The organism is Sorangium sp. So ce385, from assembly GCF_051474135.1.
Classification (GTDB): Bacteria; Myxococcota_A; Polyangia; order Polyangiales; family Polyangiaceae; genus Sorangium; species Sorangium cellulosum_D.
The window spans coordinates 5,539,648-5,563,060 of record NZ_CP150337.1 but is presented as its reverse complement, the minus strand read 5'-3'; the positions used below and the strand labels follow the sequence as shown (position 1 = coordinate 5,563,060).

Sequence of the window (23,413 nt, the reverse complement as noted above, 5' to 3'; positions counted from 1 at the left end):
CTAGCCTCCGTATCCTCCCGAAGCCCGGTTCCACGAGCCGCTCCGGCTGAGCGCCGCCCCGAGGATCGCGCCGGTGCCGAGCGCCACGACGACAGGCACCGTCCCGAAGCCGTCCGGGACCGGCGGCGTCCCGCCCGTGGCGCCGCCGCTCGAGAACGGCGTCGCCCGCACCATCGGCACATAGCCCTTGCCCGGCCGCCGCGCGGCGGGCTCGACCGGCGCCGGCCGAGGGGGCACCCCCCACGGGTAGTCCACCCAGAACCAGCCGTGCGACGCGGCGCTGCCCCCGTAATGGTGAGGAGGCCAGTCCTCGGTGGCGTTCGCCGGCCTCGCCTCCGCGGGATCGGGCGCGAAGACGCTCGCGGCCATCATCGCCACGTGGAGCTGGCGCATCCGGTAGGCCACGAGATCGTCGTTGAGATCGTCCGTCTCGACCGTGTCCGTCTCCGTGGGCACGACGTACAGCACGTAACGGACGCCGCGCGCCCACAGGGTATCGGCGGACGGCAGCCGCGCGACATGCCGGTTGTCGAACTGCGCCGCGTCGTCCGAGTACGGCGAGAGCCGCTGTCGATCGAGGACGAACATCGTCGCGCGCGGGCCGGGGTGCGGGCGGGCGAAGAGCGGCTGATAATACGCCGCCGCGGCGAGCGTCTGGTGCGCCTTGACGACGCCGCGCGGGTGCGGCCAGTTGTCGAACGTGAACACCGGATCGAACGCCTCCGCCGCGCCCGCGGCGAAGGCCACCGACTCTGGGCCATCCAGATCCACGATGACCGCGATGTCCCGGCGCAGGCCGCCGGCCGTCCGGGCGGCGAGGAGCAGGGACGCGAGCGCCTTGCCGCTCCGGTAGGCGCGATCCATCGCCGGCGTGAAGATCGGCCGGAGCACGCTGCCGAGCGGGGTGATCGGCGCCGGATCCCCCTGGGCGACGAGCGTGGGCACGGCGGAGGGGGACTCGAACAGCGCGGGCACATAGTAGGCGCGCATGGCCTCGTCCGCAGGCCTGAGCTCGGTCGCCATCCTCGCGATCGCCGCCTGGTCGAACGGCTTCTTCGACTCGCCGTCGAACGTCACGCTCTCTTGCGCGGCGCCGAAGCTCCAGCCGAAGGTCCGCTGCATCTCGAGCGCCCGCTTCCTCTGGACCTCGTGGTCGTCGTCGGAGCACCCTTCACCCGCCACGGCGATCGCCGCCGCGAACCCGGCGAGCCCGACCGCGCCGAGCGCGACGAGGATCGCGTTCCGCCGCGAGGCGTCCTTCGGCGCCTCGGCGAGGCCTTTGTGCCACCAGCGCGCGCCGACGATCCCCGGCTTGTCGAGCACCTCGTCCCGCTCGAACGGCTCATTCGGCCGGCTCACGCGGCGGCCTCCTCGCGGTCGCGCGGCGCGCCGCCGGCCTCCGCGACGACCCCCGCACCCGCCGCCCGGCCGTGGTCGCGCCGGAGCGCCTCGATGAACTCCGGGGTGAAGGTGCCGTCGATGCGCACCGAGTACCTGAAGAACGGATCCGCCTCGACGCCGTGGTAGTCGTGGTCGTTGAACCAGTAGGCCCGGCCCGCGACGGCCGTCTTCCGCCGCGCCCGCTCGTCCCAGAGGAACAGGCGCTTGTTGCCCGCGGGACAGAGCGTGATGAAGTGATCGGGCTCGCGCTCGACGCGGCGGTCCCCCTCCCCGCGCGCCCCCTCCCCTTCCCCGTCGCGGTGCACCGTGCCGTGATCGTTCGCCTCGAGACCCATGATGTTGCAGCGCCCGATCGACGAGAACGGCAGACGCTTCACGTAGGCGATCGTCTTCGGGAAGAACGAGCGCGCGAGCCGGGTGAAATCCTTGCCTTCGCTCCGGCTCTTGTCGCTCCAATAGCGGTTCGGGATCAGCTCGACATAGACCTTCCACGGGAAGTAGACCCCATGGCGGAACTTGAGCCATAGCATCTGCCGCCGCGAGAGCGGGATCTCGCGCTCCTCGCCGAACTCGAGCGTGGCGCGCGCCGAGCGGTCGATCGCCGAAGGGTCGTCCGAGAGGCGCTGGAACGTGGCGAAATCGTCGTCGCTGAGGCCGCGGATCACCTCGCCGTAGTCCGCGAGCGCCTCGCCGAGGCGCGACGGCGGCATGATGCCCATCGTGCGGTGGCTGCCGCCGGTGTAATCGATCGGCACCTGGGTGAGCCCGAGGCAGATCTCGTCGTGGATCTCGCCGAGCGGCGCGAGGTCGAGGTACGGCGCGAGGTCGATATAGGGCCGCGCGAAGATGCCCGTGATGCCCTGAGTGCCGGAGTCGCTAGAAGATTCGACCATGATCCGCCGCGGGAGCCGGGCCGTCGCCGGCCGGTAGACGTACCCATATCACAAAGCGCGGGCCGCCCCGCAAACCCTACGCCGGAGAGCGCCTCGCGCGGGCCGTTCGCGGCGCGCGCCGGGGCTTGTGACGGCGCGGCGCGTTCTGTAGCGTGCGTCCCATGGAGCTGTCCTACGTCATGGGGTTCGGGCTGGGCACGACGCTCGCTCTGCTCGCCCTCCTGCGCATCGGGCAGAGGATCTTCTCGCCGGCGCACACGGTCGCCCGCGACCTCGCCGAGAGCAACGCCGCGCGCCGCCTGCTCACGGTGGGCCAGGTCCTCGCGGTGTTCCTCGTCGCCGCGAACGCCGTCAAGAACTGCCTCGACGGGTCCAGCTTCGCGCGCGATCTGCTGTGGGTGAGCGCGTTCGCGGTCGTGGGCCTGCTCCTCGTGATCGCGACCGGCGAGCTCGGGATCCGGCTCCTGCTCAAGGCGCGGCTCCCCGCCGAGATCGAGCGCGGCAACGCGGCGGCCGGGCTCGCGGCGGGCGCGCACTACGTCGCGACCGGGCTCATCACCTCGCGGGCGATCGCGGGCAAGGACCTCGGCGATCTCGCGATCTCCCTCGGCTTCTTCCTGCTCGCGCAGATCACGCTGCACGTGTTCATCTCGCTCTTCCGGGCGCTCACCACCTACGACGACGCCGAGCAGATCCAGGGAGAGAACCTCGCCGCCGCGCTGAGCTACGCCGGCGCCTCGATCGCCGTGGCGATCATCATCGCGCGGGCGCTCGAGGGCGACTTCGAGGGTCTCTTCGTCTCGCTGAAGGGCTATGGCGGCGTGCTGCTGTACCTGCTCGCGCTCTACCCCGTCCGGCAGCTGCTCGTGCAGAGCGTGCTGCTCGGCGCGCCGCTCGCGCTGCGCGGCGGCCGCCTCGACGCCGGCATCGCGGCCGACCGCAACGAGGGCATGGGCGCCCTCGAGGCGGCGACCTACCTCGCGACCTCGATCGCCATCGCGCGCCTCCTATGAGCGACGCTGTCCGGGCGTACGACGCCTTCGCCGCGAGGATCGTCGAGACGGGCCTCATCACCGATCCCTGGTTCGACGGGGCGCCGCGGTTCCGTGAGGAGCCGGTGCTCGTCACGGCGGCGGAGCAGCGCGCCCTCTACCGGGCCGCCGAGGAGGTCGCGGCGGTGTACAACGAGCTGTGTCTGCTGGTCGCGGACGAGCCGTCGCTGCTCGACGACTTCTTCTGTCTGACGCCGTGCCAGAAGGCGATGTGGCTCTCGTCGCAGCCGCTGTGGCACGGCATCGCGCGCGCCGACGTCTTCCTGACCGACGAGGGCCCCGCGATCGCCGAGCTGAACTGCGACACGCCGACCGGCGAGGCGGAGGCGGTCGTGCTGAGCGCGCTCGCGGCGGCGGACCACCCGGGCGCGGTCGACCCGAACCGCGAGCTCGGCGCCCGGTTCTGCGCGATGGTGGAGGAGGTCGCCCGCGCGCTCGTCGGCGAGGCCGCGACGCGGCGCCTCGGGTTCGTGTATCCGACGGAGTTCACCGAGGATCTCTCGGTGATCCGCCTTTACCGGCGCTGGCTCGAGGAGCGCGGCTACGGGGTGATCCTCGGCTCGCCCTACAACCTCGCGCACGATGAGCGGGGCCTGTCCCTGTTCGACGTCCCGTTCTCGATCCTGCTGCGCCACTACAAGACGGACTGGTGGGGAGAGCGGTCGAGCGTGTGGACCGACGAGCAGATCCCCGACCCCGAGCCGCTCGCGGGCCCGCTCGGCGCCGTGCTCTCGGCCGCGGCCGACGGGCGCGTCGCCGTCCTGAACCCGCTCGGCGCGGTGCTGCCGCAGAACAAGCGCTCCATGGCCTTCATGTGGGAGCACCTCCACCGCTTCTCGCCGCACGCGCAGTCGGTGATCCAGCGCTTCGTGCCGGTGACGTCGCGGCTGGAGACGGTGCACCCCGAGATGCTGCGCGCGCAGCGCGACGAGTGGGTCCTGAAGAGCGATTATGGCGCCGAGGGAGAAGAGGTGATCCTCGGGCGCCACACGTCCGACGACGTCTGGCGCGCCTCCCTGGCCAAGGCGCGCGAGGGCCGGTGGATCGCGCAGCGGTACTTCGCGGCCCTCGAGAACGCGCGGCGGGAGTCGGTCAATTACGGCATCTACCTCATCGCGGGCGAGGCGTGCGGCATCTACGCGCGCGTCCAGGCCGGGATGACGGACGCCGCCGCGCTGAGCGCGCCGGCGCTGGTGCGGTAGGGGCAGGCGCAGCGTCGCCCGCTACCGCTGTGCCCGCGCCTTCGTGCACTCGAACAGCATCGCGTAGGGCCGCGCGAGGTAATTGCTCCAGAACGCCTCCCCGAGCGCCTCGATGCCTTCAGGCGCCACCTCCGGCGAGCGCCATTGGGTCTCTCGAAACCCTGCGCGCCTCAGCGCGGCCTCGTAGCCGCCGCGCGTCCAGTAGTGCGTCGAGATCGTCAGCTCGGCGTCGACCATCGATACTGTCACCTTCATCGGCGCCGCGTCCTCGAGCCGACCGTCGACGGAGGCGCGCAGGCCGTAGGCGCTGTAAAACGCAGGATCGTTCACCGCGAACGCGTCGTTCGGCTGAATTGCCACGAACCTCCCGCCGGGGGCGAGCGCCTCGTGGATGCCTCTGCACATCGCGGCGAGCTGATCGGGCGATGATGCGTGCGGCAGGACGTAGCTGGCCGTCACGAGATCGAAGGGGCCCAGCGCGCCCGCGTCGGCGATGTCGCGGCGCACGTACTCGACGCCGAGGGGGCTCCTGGCCTCCTCGGCGCGCGCGGCGTCGAGCATCCCCTCGGAGAGGTCGAGCCCGACCACCCGGCGCGCGCCCCTCTGCTTGAGGATCCTCGTGATGACCCCCGTGCCGCAGCCGACGTCGAGGACAGTCTTGCCCGCCACGTCACCAAGCGCCTTTGTGAGCGAGAAATAGTCCACATAGCGGCGCACATCCAGGGCCATGGCCCTGCGATAGGTGTTCGCGAAGCTATCATATTGACTCGACATGACCAATGACCTCCACTCGTGCTAAGTCACCTGCCCCACGGGTTCAACCCACGATCTACTTTACGCCTTTCGGTGCTGGGATCGCCCGGCCGGCTTTCAAGAGCAGGCCCACGACCTCGTCGACGCGCTCGATGGGCGGCGGCCTCGGAGAGCCGTCACCGAGCAGACCGTCCATCACGACGTGCGTGAGCAGCGCGCCGATCGCCATGCGCGCCGCCGTCTCCGCGCTCGGGAACGACACGAGCCCGCGCACCTGGCCGTGCTCGAGCAGCCGCACGACTGCGCTCAGGATCGGCCTCGGCACGGTATCGCGGAACAGCGCCCCGAGCTCGGGCATCCGGGGGACCTCGGCGATGATCACCCGGGCCAGGCCGAGATAGTCGGGCTGCATGAGCGTGGTGAGCACCGCGCGCAGGAAGGTCGCGAGCGCGTCGTGGAGCGCCTGCGCGTCCTCAGGCATGGACGAGGCCAGGGCGAGCTCCCGCCGACCCGGCTCGGCGATGAGCTCCTCGAGGACGCTCTGCAGCAGCCGCTCCTTGCTCGGGTAATGGGCGTAGAGCGTCCGCTTCGACACGCCGGCCGCCGCGGCGAGCGCGTCGGTGCTCGTCCCGGCCACGCCCCGGTCGAGGAACAGGCGCCGCGCCGCTGCCCTGATTTGCGCTTGTTTCGCCGACTTGCGCTCCTCGTGGCTCGCCATCATCCCGCTCTTGTAAACGAAACCGTACCGTTTACTTATGCGACGGACTGGCGGTCGTCAAGGGGTGCGACCCGACCCAGGTTGGGCTACCGCCGACCCGACCCAGGTTGGGCTACCGCCGACCCGACCCAGGTTGGGCTACTGCCAACCCGACCCAGGTTGGGCTCCCCCAACCCGACCCAGGTTGGGCTACCGCCGACCCGACCCAGGTTGGGCTCCCCCCAACCCGACCCAGGTTGGGCTATCACCGCTGCTCGTGGCCCTTCCGCCGCTGCTCGGACGACGCCGACGCTGAGCTCGCTCGCGCGCCGAGCACGGTGCGACGGCGACCGAATGCCCCGGAGTCAGAGACCCGCCGGCTCGCCAGCGCCGCTCAGAAGATCGCGCTCTTCCGCGCGCCCGAATCGGTCGCGCGCTGTCGGGGGAGCGCTCCGCCCGTGCTCCGCGGCGCCTCGGACGCGCGGGCGGGGCGCGCTGCGGCGGGGCGCGGCGCGGGCTCCGGCGCCGCCGCGGTGGCGGGGCGCGGCGTGGGCTCCGGCGCCGCAGCGACGGCGGTGGGCTCCGGCGCCGCCGCGACGGCGAGCGGCGCTGCCTGGGGCCCTGCCGTCGCGAGCGGCGCTGCCACGAAGGCGGCCGACGGGACGGTCGAGCACGTGCCCGCCTGGGGTGCCCTGGACGTCTGAACCGCGGGGGCGCGGCGGGCGACGGCGCGCACCTCACCGCCGACCGCGCGCAGCGCGTCGGACGCGCCCTGCAGCGGCGCCCGAGGCAGCGCGGTGGCGAGCGCCATCCCCATCCCGAGCGCCGCGACGAGGCCAGCGGCCGCGAGGCGCCCCCGGGGCCGCGGCGGCGGCGCAGCGCGCCCGACCGAGGCCGGCGCCACCGAGGCCGGCGCCACCGACGCGGGCGCCACCGAGGCCGGCGCCACCGAGATCGGCGCCGCGTCCGAGGCGCCGACCGCGGCCACGAAGGCGGAGACCATCGGCTTGATGGCAGGAAATCGCTCTTCAGGGTTCAGGGCGAAGGCGCGCGCGAACCACGCCTCCAGCTCGGGCGGCGCTTCCGGGACCAGCGTCGACAGCGAGGGTCGCTCGCCGGCGAGGATGGAGGCGAGCACATCGGCGATGTTGCCGCCGGCGAAGGGCTGGTGGCCGGTGAGCGCCACGTGAGCGACCACCGCGAGGGCCCACATGTCGAGCTGCGGATCCGCGTGCCCGTCGCAGGTGTGCTCCGGGCTCAGGTAGGCCGGCGTGCCCAGCACCACGCCCTCCGCGGTCTGGCGGGGAAAGTCGGCCGGTAGATCCTGGCGGATCCATTTGGCGATCCCGAAGTCGGCGACCTTGGCCCGCAGGCGGCCGTCGCGTCCCTCGCGGAGCAGGATGTTCGACGGCTTGATGTCGCGATGCACGATCCCGAGGCCGTGCGCCACCGAGAGAGCCTCGCCGATCTGGGAGAGGAGCGCGGCGAGCTCGGCCGCCGGCACCGGCCCACGCTCCTGGATCAGCTGCCGGAGGGATCGACCGCGCACGTACTCCATGACGAGGTACGGGCCCACCTCGGGATCTTCGCCGGCGTCGTGCACGGTGACGATGAGGTCGGTCTTCCGCCCGAGCTGCGCCGCGACCTGCGCCTCGAATCGGAAGCGCTCCATGGCGTCGATGGGCAGGCTCTGCCGCGGGAGGACGAGGAACTTGAGCGCGACATCGAAGCGCCGGACGCCGTCGTGCGCGCGCCACACCTCGCCCATGGCGCCGTGGCCGAGCGGATGCACGAGCCTGTACCGTCCAGCGACGAGGCGGCCGAGCTGGAGCTTCGCTCGGGTCCCGTCCCGTCCGGCGTCGCGCGGCGCCGCCGGAGACGGCTGCGCTGGCTGAGGCTGCTGCGCGCTGAGCGTGGCGGCGTCGCGCGCCACGCTTCTCGCCGTGGGATCCTGCCGTCGATCCGGAGCGGGCGGCTGGAGCATGCCCGTGACCTTCGTGGCGCCTCCCTGTCCCAGACCGGCGAGCGTGCCCATTCGCGGACGACCTGGGTTGAGGGGCCGGGACATGTCCGCAGCGTATCGCGAACGCGGGGACCTTTGAATCGCGAACACCCGGGATCCCGCGCGCACGCACCCCTGCAAGCCCACACGACCGCGTCGCGACGCGCACCTCTACGGCATGTTTCGCTCACCAACGCTCACGACGCGGCGCGGGCTGCCGCGCGCTGCACCGACGACGCGGCGCCCGTCATGCGCCCCCCTGGTGCCGCGCGGGCGCCGCGCGGTCAGACCCGAGTTGAGGTAGGACTGCCGGAGCGGCCGCCTCTTCGCGGGCGCACGGATCGAGGAGGGAAGATGGCAACGATTGCACTCGTCACGGGCGCGAACCAGGGCCTCGGCTACGCGATGGTTGCTCGGCTATGCCAGGAGCTGCCCGCCGGAAGCACCGTGTACCTGGCGGCGCGGGATCCTGCGCGCGGCGAGGCGGCCGTGGCTCGCCTGCGCGAGGAGGGTCTGCAGCCGACGCTGGCCCAGCTGGACGTGACCGACGACGCCAGCGTCCAGGCCCTGGCGGAGACGCTGGCGCGCCGTCACGGCGGGATCGACATCGTGCTCTCGAACGCGGCCGCGCGCATCGTGAAGGATCGGCCGCAGGCGGCCCAGGTCCGCACCTTGATCGACACGAACAACCACGGGACGTACCGGATGATCCGCGCCTTCGTGCCGCTGCTCCGCGACGGCGGGCGGTTGCTCGTGGTGGCGAGCGCCTTCGGCTCGCTGCGCAGGCTGGACCCGCGGCTCCACCACCACTTCGACCCTGTCACGCGATCGCTCGAGGACATCGAGCGCGTCATGGACGAGTACGTGGAGCTGGTCGAGCGCGGCGAGGCGGAGGCCCACCACTGGCCGGCGTGGATCAACATCCCGTCCAAGATCGCGCAGGTCGCCTCGATGAAGGTCGTCGCGCGCCAGCGGAAGGACGAGGCGGCGCGGCGCGGGCTCCTCATCGCCGCGGTCTGCCCTGGGTTGGTGGACACCGACGCGTCGCGTCCGTGGTTCGACGACATGTCGTCGGCGCAGTCGCCGATGGATGCCGCGAAGGACGTCCTCTGGATGTGCACGCAATCCGCAGGATCGCCAGCCCCCTATGGCGAGCTCGTGCAGCACCGTCAGATTATTCCTTGGATATGATGCGGCGACCCGACCCAGGTTGAGGCGACCCCGACCCGACCCAGGTTGCGGCAACCCCGGCGACCCAACCCAGGTTGCCGCAACCCCGGCCCGACCCAGGTTGAGGCGACCCCGGCCCGACCCAGGTTGCGGCAACCCCGGTCTCGGAGAGCAACCCGAACCTGGGTCGGCTCGCCGCCCGGGATCGCTCAGCCCGGGTCGGGTCGCTGAGCTCGGCGGTGCTGGGCGCGCCAGGCGGCGGGGGTGACGCCGTGATGGCGCCGGAACAGCCGCACAAAATGGCTCGGATCGGCGTAGCCGACGCGCTCGGCGATCACGTCGACATACTCGTCGGTCGCCAGGAGCCTCCGCCGCGCCTCGGCCAGACGCCCCTCCACGATCCACGCGACCACCGTACGCCCGGTGGCCTGCTTGACCGCGGTGGTCACGTGGGCGGGCGTCCGGCGCACCGCCTCCGCGACCTCCTTCAAGGACAGCGGCCCGAGGCACCGGGCCTCGATCACGGCCAGCGCCTCCGCCACGATCGAAGGACGCTGCGCCGGCGCGGCCCGGACGCTGCCGCTCGCGCGCACGACCTCCGCGAGCACCAGCGCGAGCAGGCTCTCGGAGACCACCGGCAGCGCGCCCGCAGCCTGCTGCTCGCGCTCGAGCTCCCGGAGCAGATCGAGCACGTACGCCTGCCGCGCCGCAGGCAGCTCGACCACGGGCGACGCCCCGTGCCGGACACGGTCGAGCGGGGCGAGCAGGTCGCCGTAGCGCGCCGGATCGAGGCACGTCCGGCAGAAGCCGATCCCCCACATTTCCGCGTGGCTCGCGGACAGGACGCGGTGCGCGTCGCCCGCCGGAATGAGGTGGAGGTGCCCGGCCCGCAGCTCGAACTCGCCGCGATGCTCGACCCGCATGCGGCCTCCGACATGCAAGGCCAGGGCGACGTACGTGTGGACCGCCGGGCTCCGCATCGGTCGCGCGTGGTCGGCGTGGCACACATGCCGCATGAACCGGATCGGCGTGGGATCGAGCTCGTCGTGGCTCACCCGCGGAGCGTACCACCTTCGTCGCGGCGTGCTCGCGGGACGAGAGCGGCAACCGAAACGAGGCCAAGCCCACCGAAAAGACGGCCAACGACGCGCTCCGCTGACGGCGGCGGGGAGACGCTCCGCATCCCGCGCTCCCGGAGCGCGCCGCGGGCTCGCGTCACGCGCCTTCCGGGAGAGGGATGAACTCGGTGTCATCGCCGGGGATCGTGGGGAAGCGACCCTCGCGCCAGTCGGCCTTCGCTCGCTCGATGCGCTCCTTGGAGCTCGCCACGAAATTCCAGAAGATGTGGCGAGGTCCGTCGAGCGGCGCGCCGCCGATGAGCATGAGGTTCGTCTTGCCGATCGCCTCCGCGGCGACGGCCGCGCGCGGACGGAGCACGATCATCGCGCCCGCGCCGAAGCGCTTGCCGTCGCACGCGATCGCCCCGTCGACCACGTAAATGGCGCGTTCCTCGTGCTCGTCGTCGATCGGCAGCGTCGCGCCGGCGTCGAGCCGAGCATGCACGTAGAGCGTCGGCGACAGGACCCCTGTGGGCGCCTTGGCGCCGTAGGCGGTCCCGGCGATGACGTGGAGCTCCGCGCCGTCGCGGCGCACGACGGGCATCGTCTGGCGCGGGTGATGCTCGAAGCGCGGCTCGATCTCCTCGTCTTTCTGCGGGAGCGCGACCCACGTCTGGATCCCGTGCATCCTGGCGCCGCGCGCCCGCACCTCCGGCGCGGTTCGCTCCGAGTGAACGACGCCGCGCCCCGCGACCATCCAGTTCACGTCGCCCGGCCGGATCGGCTGCTCCGAGCCGATGCTGTCGCGATGCACGAACTCCCCTTCGAGGAGATAGGTGATGGTCGCGAGCGCGATGTGCGGATGCGGCCGGACATCGATCCCCTGGCCCGGCGCGAAGTCGACGGGGCCCATGTGATCGAAGAAGAGAAAGGGCCCGACATGCCGTCGCTGCGCCGCTGGAAGCGACCTGCGCACCGTGAAGCCGCCCAGATCCCGCGGGCGCGGCTCGATCACGAGGTCGATGTTCGCGCTGTCGGCGCCCAGGCACTCCGGTTCCTTGTCGGGATATCGGCTCATCGAAAACTCCTCGCTCTCATGGCGCTCGTGATCGCAGCGCTCAACCTAGCGCCCCGACGCGCGGGGCCGCAATCCCGTTCTTCCTCGCGTGCGAGCCCACGGCCGGCCTCGCCCGGCGCAGGGCGCCGACGACCCCGCCGGCCGAACTCCGCTCATCGAGAGCGGTGATCGATTCTGCCCTCGCGCCGATTCACGCTGGTGAACGCGCGCGACGACAGCTGCGATGAGCTCCCGGCGGCCCCCGGCTCGGCAGCTCGCCCGCGGCTCGCCGGCCCGAACGAGCACGCCCCTCCAGCCGCGCAGCACCTCCGGCGATCCAGCCCCGAAACCGCTTCAGCCGCCCCTGTCCAGGACCGAGCGGACCCGGCCCAGGTCCGGGGCGACCCCGACCTCGGTCGGATCGTCCATCGGTGTGCCGATCGAATGTCAATGGATCGTCGCATTCTCACGAGGGCGGATCGCTGATCCTCTATCCGCAGCGCCGCGCGTGCAGCCTGGATGGACGACAGAGACCATGCGCGCTCGCCGCATTGCGCCGTGATCGTCGCAGTACGACGCAACCACTTTTCAGACCGTATCCCGCGCAAAGATTGGCATCATCGATTATACTCCCCATCGATCCCGGGGCTCCGGCGAGGCGCGATCGTGCAAAATTCCGCCTCCGGAGGCCTCTCGTTTCATGTGCGTCGGGCCGGCGTATCGCACCTGGCACGCGCTCGAAGAGGAGTGGATTTATGAGATTGCCTACGATGGCCATAGCTTTGTCGATGGTGAGTTTGGCCAGCGCCGCATGCAGCGAGGTTCCGGGCAGCGGCGAGGGTGACGGAGGCTCCCAGAACAGCACCGGCACCGGCAACGGCGACGGCGCCGGCACCGGCACCGGCTACGACGACACCTTTGGCAGCGGGAACGATCTGGGCTCAAGCGGGAATTCCGGTGCAAGCGGCGCCAGCAGCGGCGGCTCGACGGCAGCAGGGCAGGCGTGCGCCACCGAGACCTCCCAGGCCGGGTTCCAGCAGGTGTACCTCGCCTTCGCGTTCGACGTGTCGGGCAGCATGGGCGCGAACGACGTGCCCTGGCGCGATCGGTCGCTCAAGTGGGATCCCGTCGTCGCCGCGACGAAGCAATTCTTCGTGGATCCCGCCTCGGCCGGGTTCCGGGCGTCGCTCACGTTCTTCCCTGGCGCCGGACAGATGTGCAACGCAAGCACGTACGTGGCGCCGGACGTCGCGATGACCCCGCTGCCGTCTCCGGCGTTCGGTGAGGCGATCGATGCCGTCACGCCTCAGGACGACCGGAGCTGGCGCATCGGCACGCCGACGGCGTTCGTGCTCGAAGGCACGACCGCGTACATCGAGGAGCAACGCCAGGTGAACCCCGGGAAATACGCGATCGTCCTCGTGACCGACGGCTATCCGGAGCAATGCCGCCAGTCGAACTCGATCGAGGCCGTCGTCGAGCGCGTCGAGGCGGCGCGCGCCGCCGGCATCTCGACGTTCGTGATCGGGGTCAACAGCCCGCCGGTGGAAGGCGCGCCCCCGAGCCTCGATGAGAACCTGCGCCTGATCGCGACGGCGGGCGATACAGGAGAGGCGTTCATCATCGACACCGGCAACGCGGCGGACACGACGGCCGCGTTCAAGGCGGCCGTCGAGGAGATCCGCGGCGCCGCGGTCTCGTGCACGATCCCGATCCCGCCGCCCCCCGACGGGAGGACGTTCGACAAGCAGAAGGTCGACGTGAAATACACGAGCGCCACGACCAACACCCCGACGTCGCTCGTGTACGATCAGACCTGCGCGGCCGCGGGCACATGGCGCTACGACGATCCCGCGAACCCGACCGCGATCGTGCTCTGCGACGACACGTGCGCCGTGGTGCAAGCCCAGGTCGAAGTGTCCCTGGGCGTCGACTTCACCTGCGAAGACGTGATCGAAGTGCCGCTGTGATCTGATCGGTAAGGGTTCCTGGCCGGCGCGATCCCTTCCAGGGATTTCGCCGGCCAGGCGATCCGGTCACGGCGGACGCGCGGCGGGTGAATCGAGCTTCGACGAGCTCCCTCCGCGGAGGGAGCTCGCGCGGATCAGCGACCCAGGAACTCCATGAGCCAGGCCATGGCCGGCCGCATGGTGCCGTTCGAATGCTGAATGCCGGTGTTGTCCCGCCAGGTGGTGCCGACGATGTAGCCCCACAAGGTGATGCCCGGGACGGCGGGGTGATTCCAGAACATCGTGAACTGCTCCTCCATCACCCTCTTCTGCTGGTTGTCGTCCGCGATGCCGATATCGTACTCGGTGATGTACACGGGCTTGCCCAGCGCGGCGAGCTTGTCGATGTAGCCCTTGACCGTGTTGGTGTTGATCTTGTAGGCGTCGTGGGCCTGAGCGCCGAGCGCGTCGACCGGGGCGCCCGCGTCGATGACCGCCCTCGCGATCCGCACGAAGTTGTTGTGGTCGTTCTCGTATTCGATGTTGTTGTAGTCGTTGAGGATCAAGACCGCGCCCGGGCAGAACTCGCGAGCCCACTTGAAGGAGTTCACGATCCAGTCCCAGCCGCTGGCGCCGTCGCCGCCGATGCCGTTCTTGTACGAGGGCGTGGTGTGGGGCGGCGGCTCGTTGACGACGTCGATGTACTTCGTGTCGGGGTAGCGCTCGCAGAACGACTTCATCCAGTCCCGCACCGCCGCCTGCTGCTCCGACCCGGAGAGCCCCCCGACCCAGTTCGGCTGCTGGCTGCCCCACACGAAGACGTGGTGCTTGAAGATGATGTTGTTGTCCTTCGCGTACTTGTAGATCGCGTCGAGCTTGCTCCAGTCGCGACGGCCGCGGGAGCTCTCGACGGAGCCCCACTTGCCCTCGTTCTCGGGCGTGATCTGGTTCCAGTAGGTCGCGAAGCCGTTGCGCACGGCGCCGCTCGTCGTGATGTTGCCGACGAACTTCGCGGAAGGGGCCCCGCCGCCTCCGCCGGCCCCGTTGTCCTCACCGCCCGCCCCGCCGCCACCCTCGCTCGAACCGCCGGTCGTCGAAGAGCTTGTCGTCCCCGCCCCCCCGGTGCCGCTGGCGGTCGAGCTGCTGCTGCTGCTGCTGCTCGTCGTCGGGCCAGCGCTGGCGCCGGTCGTGGTCGTGGTCGTGGTCGTGGTCGTGATGGTGCCCGCTCCCCCCTCACCGCCCGCGCCCCCCTCGCCGCCATCGCCCCCGTCGGAGCATCCAGAGAGGGTCGCGAGCCCGAGCACGATCCACGTCGTGCCGCACAGCCATCGAGAAGAGCGGTTCTTGTTCATGTTGGACTTCCGAGAGTTGAGCGATGGGGTTGGAGATTCCAGGAGCGGGAGAGCCGATCGACTGCGACGCGAGCCGGAGCGCACACGCTCAGCAATGCCCACGCCGGGAGCCCGGCGCCTACAATTCCCGCTACCGATGGAAGTGATCTGCGACATTCGCCCGAAAACGCCCACGCTTGGTGTTTTTCCCTCGAGAAGAAACATGCAGTGTCATTGCCCTCCCCTGCGCCGACACAGCAACTTTGCACCTGAAGGCGAACATGACCTCGGGCCGAAACCTGGTTGGGGTGCCCGCAGCCGACTGGACGGGGGGCGGCTGTCACTACCCAAGTCGAGGTGCCGGGAGGTCGTGGCGCAGGTTGAGCTCGCTGGCGCTGGAGGGCGCTGGTCGCCGGCCCCGACGGGTCCTTCCCGGCCGACTTGCGCCGCCGACACGGTCCGTACAAGGTGGTCCGCGCCGTGACCGAGTTGAGCCGTTCGCAGATCGAGCACTTCATCACCCAGGGATTCGTCCGCGTCGACGCGGCGTTCCCCCGGACCCTGGCCGACGAGGCCCGCGCCATCCTGTGGCGCGACACAGGCATGACCCCGGACGACCCGAGGACCTGGACGAAGCCGGTGGTTCGACTCGGGCAGTACGGCCAGCGACCCTTCGCCGAGGCCGCGAACACCCCGGTGCTCCGCGCGGCGCTCGATCAGCTGGTCGGCAGCGGGCGCTGGCAGCCGCCCGCCGCCCTCGGCACGTTCCCCGTCCGCTTCCCGTCGCCCCTCGACCCGGGGGACGCGGGCTGGCACATCGACGTGAGCTTCGGCACCGAGAGCCCCGATTTCATGGAGTGGCGCGCGAACGTCCGGTCGCGCGGCCGCGCGCTGCTCATGCTCTTTCTCTTCTCGGATGTCGGCGAGGACGACGCGCCGACGCGCATCCGGTCGGGGTCGCACCTCGACATCGCGCGGCAGCTGGCGCCGGCCGGCGAGCCGGGGTTGACCTTGCGTGAGCTGGCCGCGAACGGCTTCGCGGAGACGGCGCATCGGCCGCAGGTGCTCGCGACGGGCGACGCGGGGACGGTCTATCTGTGCCACCCGTTCCTGGTCCACGCTGCGCAGCCGCACCGCGGCGCGCGGCCGCGCTTCATGGCTCAGCCTCCCCTGATCCCGACCGAGCCGCTCTCGCTCGAACGCGAGCGCGGCGACTATTCCCCCGTCGAGCAAGCCATCCGCCTCGCGCTGAACGGCGCAGCGGCCATCCCTCCGGACCGGACGCGCGAGCCCGCCCCTTAACCGCGCGGCCTTCGTGCGTAGAGGAAGCGCGCGTAGCCGAGCTCCGCGGCGTTCTTCGTGAGCTCGACGTTGGCCCACGCGACGACGTCGCCGAACGGCCGGTCCTGGAAAGGCCACCGCGTCCGCCGCGTCGAGCGCAGGTCGTCGTCGGTGGCCTGCTCGACCGCCGCCCGCCACCGTTCCTGAAGCCCGTCGAGCCACGCGCGCACGCCGTCGGCGTCGCCAGGCCAGGTCACGTCCTCGCGCGCGAGGGCTCCGCCGCCGAACGAGTGGTCGAGCACCATGGACCACCAGAACCCGAGATGCCACGTCACCCAGGCGATGCTCGGCGGGCCGAGATCGTACCCCTCGTGCTCCGGCCAGTCGGCGCGCCACGTTCCATCGTCGGTCCGACGAACGTGCAATCCCTCGTCAGCAGGGCGCCACAAGCACTCTTCGGTGGTGAGCCCGTCGAGGTGGAAGCTGGTGAGCTGCCACGCAATCTCGAGCTGCCGGACCAAGTAGCCGCGAGCCTCGCCGGCCACGGGCGGAGGCGGGGCCTCAGGGCTGTCGCGTCTCATCGCCCCAGCCTAGCACGGCCGCCCGCCCGCCGAGCATCGAGGGGATTCACAGCCCGAGATAGGCCCTCCGCACTTCCTCCTTCCTCGCCAGCTCGCTCGCCTCGCCCTCCAGGTGGACGCGCCCCTCCGCCAGCACATAGGCGTAGTCGCTCACCGCCATGGCCATGGCCACGTTCTGCTCGACGAGGAGCATCGTCAGCCCCTCGGCCTTGAGCCGGCGCAGCGACTCGAAGAGATCGAGCACCAGCCGGGGCGAGAGGCCCAGCGACAGCTCGTCGAGCATCAGCACCTTCGGCTCGGCCATCAGCCCCCGCGCGACCGCGACCATCTGCTGCTCGCCGCCGCTCAGCGTGCCCGCCTTCTGGCCGCGCCGGTCCGCGAGGCGCGGGAACATCTCGAACACGCGCTCCAGGTTGCGCCGCAAGCCCGGCTGGGCCCGCCTCGAGAAGGCGCCGAGCTCGAGGTTCTCGAGGACCGTCATGTCGGCGAACAGCTGCCGCCCCTCCGGCACCAGCGCGAGCCCCTCGGCGGCGCGGGCGTGCGCGGGGAGGCGCGTCACGTCGTGGCCCGCGAACACCACCGAGCCGCTCCACGCGGGCAAGAGCCCCGTCGCGGCGCGCAGGAGCGTCGTCTTGCCCGCCCCGTTCGAGCCCACGAGCGCCGTCAGCCTCCCCGGCTCGAGGCGCAGGCTCACCCCCCACAGGATCTGCACCTCGTCGTAGCCGGTGACCAGATCAGTCACCTCGAGCGCTGCCGCCATCCGAGCCTCCTGCCAAGAGCTCTCGCCCGAGCTTCGGGTCGCCGAGGTACGCCTCGATCACGCCCGGATCCGCGGCCACCTCCCGCGGCTCCCCCTCGGCGATGAGCTTGCCATAGTCCAGCACCACGATCCGATCGGAGAGGCTCATCACGGCCTGCATGAGGTGCTCGATCATCAGGATCGTGACCCCCTGCGCGCGGATGTGGCGGATGATGTCGATCATCCGGCCGACCTCGGCGGGGTTCAGCCCCGCGAGGACCTCGTCGAGCAACAGCAGATACGGCCGGGCCGCGAGGGCGCGCGCCAGCTCCAGCCGCTTCTTCTGCGCGACGTTCAGGCTGCCGGCCAGCTGCGCGGCGCGCTCGCCGAGGCCCACCAGCGCGAGCACCTCGTCCGCCACCCTGGCGGCGGCGCCGCGCCCGTGGCGCTCGCGGCCGTAGCAGGCGCCGAGCATCACGTTCTCGCGCACGGTGAGGTCGTGGAGCGGCCGCACGATCTGGAACGTGCGGGCCAGCCCGAGGCGCGCCACGCGGTACGGCGGGAGGCCGGTGATGTCCTGGCCGCGGAAGACGATACGGCCCCTGTCCGGCGGGTGCACGCCGCTCACCACGTTGAAGAGCGTCGTCTTCCCCGCGCCGTTCGGGCCGATGAGGCCGAGGATCTCCCCGTCCGCGATGCCGAACGTGACGTCGCTCAGCGCTTGCAGGCCGCCGAAGCGCCTCGCGATCCCCTGGAGTTGAAGCATCATTCGAGCACCCCCCGCGCGCGGGGCAGGCGCGCGCGCAGCCAGCCGACGACCCCGGAGGGCACGAACAGGACGATGAGCAGGAGCACGCCCCCCGCGAAGGCCAGGTGGAGATCCTTGAAGAGCGGCGTCGTGAGCAGGAAGCTGCGGAGGCGATCGTACGCGGCCGCCCCGAGGATCGGCCCGAGCGCCGTCCCCGCGCCGCCCAGCATCACCATGACCAGCGTCTCGATGGAGGTGTGCAGGCGGAAGGCGTCGCCCGGCTCGACGTTGCCGTTCTTGAAGAAGTAGAGCGTGCCGGCCACGCCCGGGAAGAACGCCGACAGCACGTAGGCGAGCGTCTTGAGGCGCGGCGCGTTCACGCCCATGACGAGCGCCGCGTCCTCGTCCTCGCGGATGCTGAGCAGGCCGAGGCCGAAGCGCGAGCTCTTCACGAGCAAGCTGACGGCGACCACCACCACCGTGACCGACAGGAGCAGGGCGTACGTGAGCCACAGCGCCCTCGACGGGCCGCCGTACTCGCCGTACACGGAGAAGTTGATCGACAGCCCCGTCGCGCCGCCGAACAGGGAGACGTTGTTCACGAAGGCCCGCGCCGCCTCGTTGATCCCGATCGTGGCCAGCGCGAAGTAGGCGCCCCGCAGGCGCAGGATGGCGAGGCCGAGCAGGCCGGCCAGCGCGGAGGCGGCGAGGCCGCCGGCGAGCATCGCGAGGTAGAGCGAGACGCCCCGCTGGCTCAGGAGGTAAAAGCCGGTGTACCCGCCCAGCCCGAAGAACACGATGTGGCCGAAGTTCACGTAGCCCGTGTACCCGAGCAAGAGGTTCAGGCTGGAGGCGAGCGTGACGAACATCAGCAGGGTGAACATCGCCTCGCGCAGCGTGTCGCCGCGCGTCGCGAGCGGGACGGCGCCCAGCGCCGCGACGAGGAGGAGCGTCAGCCAGAAGGCGGGGCGTCGATGCGCGTTCATGTGCGGGCTCCCAGGAGGCCGCTCGGGCGGAGCAGCAGCACGAGGACGAAGAGGGCGAACTCCACCACGGGCACCCAGCTCACGGGGAGGAACATGGGGATGAGCCCCTCCAGCATGCCGAGCAAGAGCCCTCCGGCGAGCGCGCCAATCGGGTTGCCGAGGCCGCCCAGCACGCCGATGACGAACGATTTGAGCTGGTACGACTCGCCGCTCAGGATGGTGAAGGGAAAGAACGTGGCGATGAGCGCGCCGGACGCCGCCGCGAGCATCGTCCCGAGCCCGAAGCTGAGGGCCAGCACGCGAGAGGAAGGGATGCCCATCAGCTCCGCCGAGGCGCGGTTGCTCGCCACCGCGCGGATGGCCTTGCCGAGCCGCGTCCGACGCAGGAACAAGGTGAGCGCCGACGCGACCAGGATGGCCATCAGGGCCGCCATGAGGCGCGTGCCCGGGAGCGCCACCGGACCGAGGCGCGCCGTGCCGAGGGAGTAGTCGATGTTGCGCGGGGTGGTGGTCAGGAGCGCCGTGCCCAGCCCGATGAAGATCATGTTGACGGCGAAGGTCGCGAGCAGGGTCGTGAGGTGGTGCGGCGCGTGGACCACGCGGTGCACGGCCACGGGGTAGATCAGGAGCCCGAGCAGGAGGCCCGCCGCGGCCACGGCGACCAGCCCGACGTACGGGTTCACGCCGAGGTGCGTGAACAGGAAGTAGCTGGCGAACATCCCGAGCGCGATGACCGCGCCGTGGCTCAGGTTGATGATGCGCAGGATCCCCCAGATGAGCGTCATGCCCATCGCCGCGAGGCCGTACACGAACCCGAGCATGAGCCCGTCCACGAGCGACGTCAGCAGCTGGCTCGGGCCCGCGGCCGCCTGGTCGCGGGCTGGATACAGGGGTTTGGCCGTGCTGGCGTCCTCGGGCCAGACGACCCGCTTGACGAGCCTCCCCTGCTCGTCCTTCTGCCACTGGATGTAGACCATCTCGTGACCGACCTGGCGGCCGTGCCGTTTCGCGCTGGTGTCGTACTTCGTGTGGCCGAAGAAGGTCAGCATGTCCGTGCCGTCGAGCGCCGCCTTGACCTTCGCCGTCTCCAGCGACCCCGCCCGCGCGATGGCCTGCTCCAGGATCAGGCCAGCGGCGTAGCCCCCCGCGCCGTGGTACGACGGCGTATCGCCGAACCGCTCTCTGTACCTGGCGACGAAGTCGTCCACCGAGGGCCCGTGCCAGGGGAGGCCCGCGGCGCGCGCGGCCTCGGGGCTGTACTTCACGGTGGACTCCCACTGGCTCGGCCCGATCACCCCGAGCGCCGCCGCGCCGAGCTCGCCGAACCGCGGCTCCGGCGGCGCCACGAGCAGCGCGATGAACTTGGCGTGAATGCCCTTCTCCGCGAGCTGCCTGGCGAAGGTGCTCGTGTCGGCGAAGTGGCCCCCGCCCATGATGGCGTCCACGTCGCCGGGCAGCCTGTTGATGAACGGCGCGAAGTCCGTGGTGCCGGTGGCGTAGCCTTCGAAGAGCACGACCTCGTACCCCTTGGCCTCGCCGTGGCTCTTCGCGGCCGTGGCCACGTCCGTGGAGAACTTGTCCCGCTCGTGGACGATCGCGACCCGCTTCGCCGACGGATCGAGGTGGGCGAGGATGTCGAAGGCGCCGGTCAGGTAGCGGCTCGCGGGCGTGTAGGTCATGAAGGCCAGCGAATAGCCTTTGTCATGCGTCGAGTCCGACGACGCGCCCGCCGTGACCATGACGCGGCCGTACTGCTCGGCGATGACGGCCGCGGCGTCCGTCAATCCGCTGCTGTACGGGCTGATCAGGAAATCGGCCCTGTCCTCGTTGATCAGCCGGGTGTAGAGCTGCTGGACACGATCCTTGTTGCTCTCGTCGTCATAGAACCGGATATCGACGGTGACGGCGCTGCCGTCGGCGAGGCGGATGCCCCCTGCCTTGTTGACGTCGTCCACCCACATCTTGATGCCGTTGGTCTGCCGGGTCGACTCGACGTTCACGTTCCCCGTCAGCGACGCGGTGAACCCGACGATGGCCGTGCGCGAGGGGGCCGGCGTCGTCCCCTGCCGATCGAGCGCGCTCGGCTGCGCTCTCGCGGGCGATGGCGCGCTCCACGCGATCGCCGCCAGCGTCAGAAAGAACAGGACCACCTTCCGCATCGCGGCATCCTACACCCCCGCGTCCGGGCGCGCGCACGTCATCTGGCGGCGCGCGGCGCCGCACGCCGCCAGATGACGTGCGCGCTCCGACGCGCACCGCGCCGCCGGGGTCTGACCGGCGAGGCTGGTCGTCAGGGCACGGCCAGCGGCCTTAGCGACCCGACCCAGGTCAGCGACCCCAGCGACCCGACCCAGGTTGGGGTCGCCGGCGCGGGGGCGCGCCCTGGTTCACGTTGCTGGGCCACGGGGTCGGGTCCCGCCGCGCTGACACGCTGGCACGCTGGCACGCTGGCACGCTGGCACCGGCAGAGGAACGGCCCGCCTGTTCGTCGCCGGTCCGCCTGGGCTCGCATCGCTCGATGGGCAGCTGGGCTCGCCGACGAGCCCCTATGCTTCCGGCAACCCTCCTCGGGGCGCGCACGCGCCCCCGTCTCGTCGGCCACCCGGCGCACCAGGCCGACCTGGTGGTGCGGTTCTTGCTCCCCGGCGGCTCGGAAAACCGAGTTCCCACACTCGACCAACAACAGGAAACGTATGCTGTCGACGCGGCGGATCACGAAGACATTTCTAGTTGGCCTGTTCGCGCTCGTCTCCGCGCCGGCCGGGGCGGCAGCGTCCACGGCCAGCTCCGGCGCGATTTGGGGCTATCACCCTCCGGCGGAGCAGAGCGACGAGGACTTCAATTTGTGCAGCCTCGATGCCCCGTATAACGAGGATCCATTCACGAAAGACGATGACAGCGACGATGAGTGTCTCACGGCTGTCCCAGATCCGCCGCCGCGCTGCACGGGACCTTTTTGCCCCTCCAGCAAGGTCTGCGTGGGAACCCTCGAGCTGCACGAGGATCGGAACGGGTGCGGCGTCGACAGGATCGGCAACACGGACGTTGACACGGGTATCAACTGCTGTGTGGCAGGGTCTGTCACGGATGGCGTGGTCAATGTCCTGCCCTATGTGAATGTGACGCGACCGGACGGAGCGGACGTCTCCGCCAATCCCGCCGTTGATGAACGCGACGACGTCGATGACAGCCTGGCCATCTCGAGGGCGATCGAATGCGCAATGTCGCAGCCGACGACCAGGCACACCGTGTACTTCCCTGCCGGGCGTTACGTGCTGCGCACGCCGCTGAGACCTGAGCACAGCGATCTGACCCTGGAGGGGCCGGAGCTGTCTCCGAACGCCGCCCCTGGCGATCCCGGGACCGCGACCTTGGTGGCGGTCCCCTGCAATCCGGAGCAGTTTCCCGGGGCGATCCAGGTCAACAAGTCTGGAGTCTCGAGGGTCTGGATCCGCAATTTTCAGATCAGGCTCACGGATGGCCCCTGGGTCCAGGCCAACAGCGGCATCCGAGTCAACAGCTGCTCGAATTGCGAGGTGGAGAACATCATCATGCGGTACGCTCCCCTCCCCGATAAGCTGCCTCAGCCGCCTCAGTGCAAGCCACCCAACCTGGATGGCATCACCTTCGGCCTGGGGTCCTGGGGCGCGATCCGGAACGTGATCGTGGACGGCGTACCGAAGGGCGGCATCTACCTGTCCACGGTCAGCACCGGCACCGAGACCACGCCCCACACCTACGTGGAGAACTGCGAGATCAGAAACATCAACGGCCCCGTCGGAGCAGCCGGGATCAAGATCATCACCTCCAATGTGACCGTGCGAAACTGCGAGGTGCACCACAGCCTGATTCATCCGCGCGATGGCCTTCCCGCAGTTGGCGGGCACGGGCTGTGGATCGCCGCCCAGAACTCGAATCCTAGCACGAGGCCCAGGAATGTCGTGGTCCAGGATAGCTACTTTCACCACAACGGCGGCTCTGGGGTCATGATGGCGAGCCCCATCCCGGATAAGCGCCCGGAGAAGATCCGCCTCGAGGGCGTCAGGTCCGCTTACAACGGGAGCTATGGTGTCCATATCCAGGCGGGGACCGATGTGGAGCTCCTGGACCTCTGGTCCTGGGGCAATGGATACTCCGGCGTGTACCTGCAGTCGAAGGGAACGCTGCCCGCGAGCGCGCTCCGGGTCGGGACCGTGACCCTGGAGAACCCGATCATCTTCAACAACGCTTTGACCCCCGAAGAGGGCGACTACCCTGGAATCATGATTCATGCCAGTGACGTCACGATCAACGGAGGCGAGTTCGGGCAGGACGACGGCTATTTGCCGCAGTTCTGCACCTCGCGCGGGAGGCAATCGAAGTCCATCCAGTGGCAATGCTGGTTGTCGGGCCCACCAGGCGCGGAGGTGCTCTTCTATCCGGAGGACATTGTCTACTCGGACGTCTTCCTGCACGACGGAACGAGCGCGCCACATTCGATGGTATGCCCTTATGACTGAGTGACACCTGCCCG

The 23,413-nt window shown here is 70.4% G+C and carries 19 protein-coding genes; 6 read left to right on the top strand and 13 right to left on the bottom strand.

The features are described from left to right. Entirely contained in the window at positions 1-1,359 is a 1,359-nt protein-coding gene (locus WME83_RS20195; RefSeq protein ID WP_437320919.1) for a hypothetical protein, read from the bottom strand. Further along, positions 1,356-2,294, bottom strand: coding sequence for a hypothetical protein (locus tag WME83_RS20190; RefSeq protein WP_437320918.1), 939 nt, complete (start codon positions 2,292-2,294; stop codon positions 1,356-1,358). Before WME83_RS20190 ends, WME83_RS20195 begins: the two co-directional genes overlap by 4 nt. 161 nt (positions 2,295-2,455) lie before the next feature. On the opposite strand from WME83_RS20190, the gene WME83_RS20185 reads away from it, so the two are divergent. Together WME83_RS20185 and WME83_RS20180 are read left to right on the top strand one after the other, a co-directional pair. Then, positions 2,456-3,307 (top strand): DUF350 domain-containing protein, encoded by an 852-nt coding sequence (locus WME83_RS20185; RefSeq protein ID WP_437320917.1) that lies wholly within the window; start codon positions 2,456-2,458, stop codon positions 3,305-3,307. Further along, positions 3,304-4,548: a glutathionylspermidine synthase family protein gene (locus tag WME83_RS20180; protein WP_437320916.1), complete on the top strand. Its 1,245-nt coding sequence runs from the start codon at positions 3,304-3,306 to the stop codon at positions 4,546-4,548. The genes WME83_RS20185 and WME83_RS20180 overlap by 4 nt, the downstream gene beginning before the upstream one ends. 21 nt (positions 4,549-4,569) lie before the next feature. Here the strand turns inward: WME83_RS20180 and WME83_RS20175 are convergent, their stop codons facing one another. The 3 genes from WME83_RS20175 to WME83_RS20165 all read right to left on the bottom strand — a co-directional run bounded on the left by WME83_RS20175 (position 4,570) and on the right by WME83_RS20165 (position 8,033). Continuing rightward, positions 4,570-5,322 (bottom strand): class I SAM-dependent methyltransferase, encoded by a 753-nt coding sequence (locus WME83_RS20175; RefSeq protein WP_437320915.1) that lies wholly within the window; start codon positions 5,320-5,322, stop codon positions 4,570-4,572. Between the two features lie 55 nt (positions 5,323-5,377). Continuing rightward, positions 5,378-6,022, bottom strand: a complete 645-nt coding sequence (locus WME83_RS20170) for a TetR/AcrR family transcriptional regulator (RefSeq protein ID WP_437320914.1) — start codon at positions 6,020-6,022, stop codon at positions 5,378-5,380. A gap of 370 nt (positions 6,023-6,392) precedes the next feature. Then, positions 6,393-8,033 (bottom strand): protein kinase domain-containing protein, encoded by a 1,641-nt coding sequence (locus WME83_RS20165; protein ID WP_437320913.1) that lies wholly within the window; start codon positions 8,031-8,033, stop codon positions 6,393-6,395. A 321-nt stretch (positions 8,034-8,354) separates the two neighbouring features. Here WME83_RS20165 and WME83_RS20160 point away from each other — a divergent pair, with 321 nt between their 5' ends. Continuing rightward, complete coding sequence (locus WME83_RS20160) at positions 8,355-9,191, top strand: SDR family NAD(P)-dependent oxidoreductase (RefSeq protein ID WP_437320912.1); 837 nt, start codon at positions 8,355-8,357, stop codon at positions 9,189-9,191. A 188-nt stretch (positions 9,192-9,379) separates the two neighbouring features. Here the strand turns inward: WME83_RS20160 and WME83_RS20155 are convergent, their stop codons facing one another. Together WME83_RS20155 and WME83_RS20150 are read right to left on the bottom strand one after the other, a co-directional pair. Further along, positions 9,380-10,225, bottom strand: a complete 846-nt coding sequence (locus WME83_RS20155) for a helix-turn-helix domain-containing protein (protein WP_437320911.1) — start codon at positions 10,223-10,225, stop codon at positions 9,380-9,382. A gap of 160 nt (positions 10,226-10,385) precedes the next feature. Further along, positions 10,386-11,306 (bottom strand): pirin family protein, encoded by a 921-nt coding sequence (locus WME83_RS20150; protein WP_437320910.1) that lies wholly within the window; start codon positions 11,304-11,306, stop codon positions 10,386-10,388. A 767-nt stretch (positions 11,307-12,073) separates the two neighbouring features. Between WME83_RS20150 and WME83_RS20145 the strand changes: the two genes are divergently transcribed. Further along, a complete protein-coding gene (locus WME83_RS20145; RefSeq protein ID WP_437320909.1) occupies positions 12,074-13,255 on the top strand; it encodes a vWA domain-containing protein in 1,182 nt (393 codons plus the stop codon). A gap of 134 nt (positions 13,256-13,389) precedes the next feature. Here WME83_RS20145 and WME83_RS20140 read toward each other — a convergent pair whose 3' ends face one another. Then, on the bottom strand, positions 13,390-14,586 hold the full coding sequence (locus WME83_RS20140; RefSeq protein WP_437320908.1) for an endo-1,4-beta-xylanase: 1,197 nt from the start codon (positions 14,584-14,586) through the stop codon (positions 13,390-13,392). A 459-nt stretch (positions 14,587-15,045) separates the two neighbouring features. Between WME83_RS20140 and WME83_RS20135 the strand changes: the two genes are divergently transcribed. After that, positions 15,046-15,867, top strand: coding sequence for a phytanoyl-CoA dioxygenase family protein (locus tag WME83_RS20135; protein WP_437320907.1), 822 nt, complete (start codon positions 15,046-15,048; stop codon positions 15,865-15,867). Here WME83_RS20135 and WME83_RS20130 read toward each other — a convergent pair. The 5 genes from WME83_RS20130 to WME83_RS20110 are packed head-to-tail and all read right to left on the bottom strand — an operon-like array spanning position 15,864 to position 21,059. Beyond that, the gene (locus WME83_RS20130) at positions 15,864-16,427 is read right to left on the bottom strand and encodes a DinB family protein (RefSeq protein ID WP_437320906.1); all 564 of its coding nucleotides are present in this window, start codon (positions 16,425-16,427) and stop codon (positions 15,864-15,866) included. The two genes, WME83_RS20135 and WME83_RS20130, sit on opposite strands and share 4 nt — an antisense overlap. A gap of 46 nt (positions 16,428-16,473) precedes the next feature. Next, positions 16,474-17,187 carry an ABC transporter ATP-binding protein gene (locus tag WME83_RS20125; RefSeq protein WP_437320905.1) on the bottom strand — a complete coding sequence of 238 codons (714 nt, stop codon included), beginning with the start codon at positions 17,185-17,187 and terminating at the stop codon, positions 16,474-16,476. Further along, positions 17,162-17,932 carry an ABC transporter ATP-binding protein gene (locus tag WME83_RS20120; RefSeq protein ID WP_437322018.1) on the bottom strand — a complete coding sequence of 257 codons (771 nt, stop codon included), beginning with the start codon at positions 17,930-17,932 and terminating at the stop codon, positions 17,162-17,164. Before WME83_RS20120 ends, WME83_RS20125 begins: the two co-directional genes overlap by 26 nt. Beyond that, complete coding sequence (locus WME83_RS20115; RefSeq protein ID WP_437320904.1) at positions 17,932-18,900, bottom strand: branched-chain amino acid ABC transporter permease; 969 nt, start codon at positions 18,898-18,900, stop codon at positions 17,932-17,934. The genes WME83_RS20120 and WME83_RS20115 overlap by 1 nt, the downstream gene beginning before the upstream one ends. Beyond that, positions 18,897-21,059 carry an ABC transporter substrate-binding protein gene (locus tag WME83_RS20110; protein ID WP_437320903.1) on the bottom strand — a complete coding sequence of 721 codons (2,163 nt, stop codon included), beginning with the start codon at positions 21,057-21,059 and terminating at the stop codon, positions 18,897-18,899. Before WME83_RS20110 ends, WME83_RS20115 begins: the two co-directional genes overlap by 4 nt. A 534-nt stretch (positions 21,060-21,593) precedes the next feature. Between WME83_RS20110 and WME83_RS20105 the strand changes: the two genes are divergently transcribed. Then, positions 21,594-23,399 (top strand): glycosyl hydrolase family 28-related protein, encoded by a 1,806-nt coding sequence (locus WME83_RS20105; RefSeq protein ID WP_437320902.1) that lies wholly within the window; start codon positions 21,594-21,596, stop codon positions 23,397-23,399. Positions 23,400-23,413 lie beyond the last annotated feature (14 nt).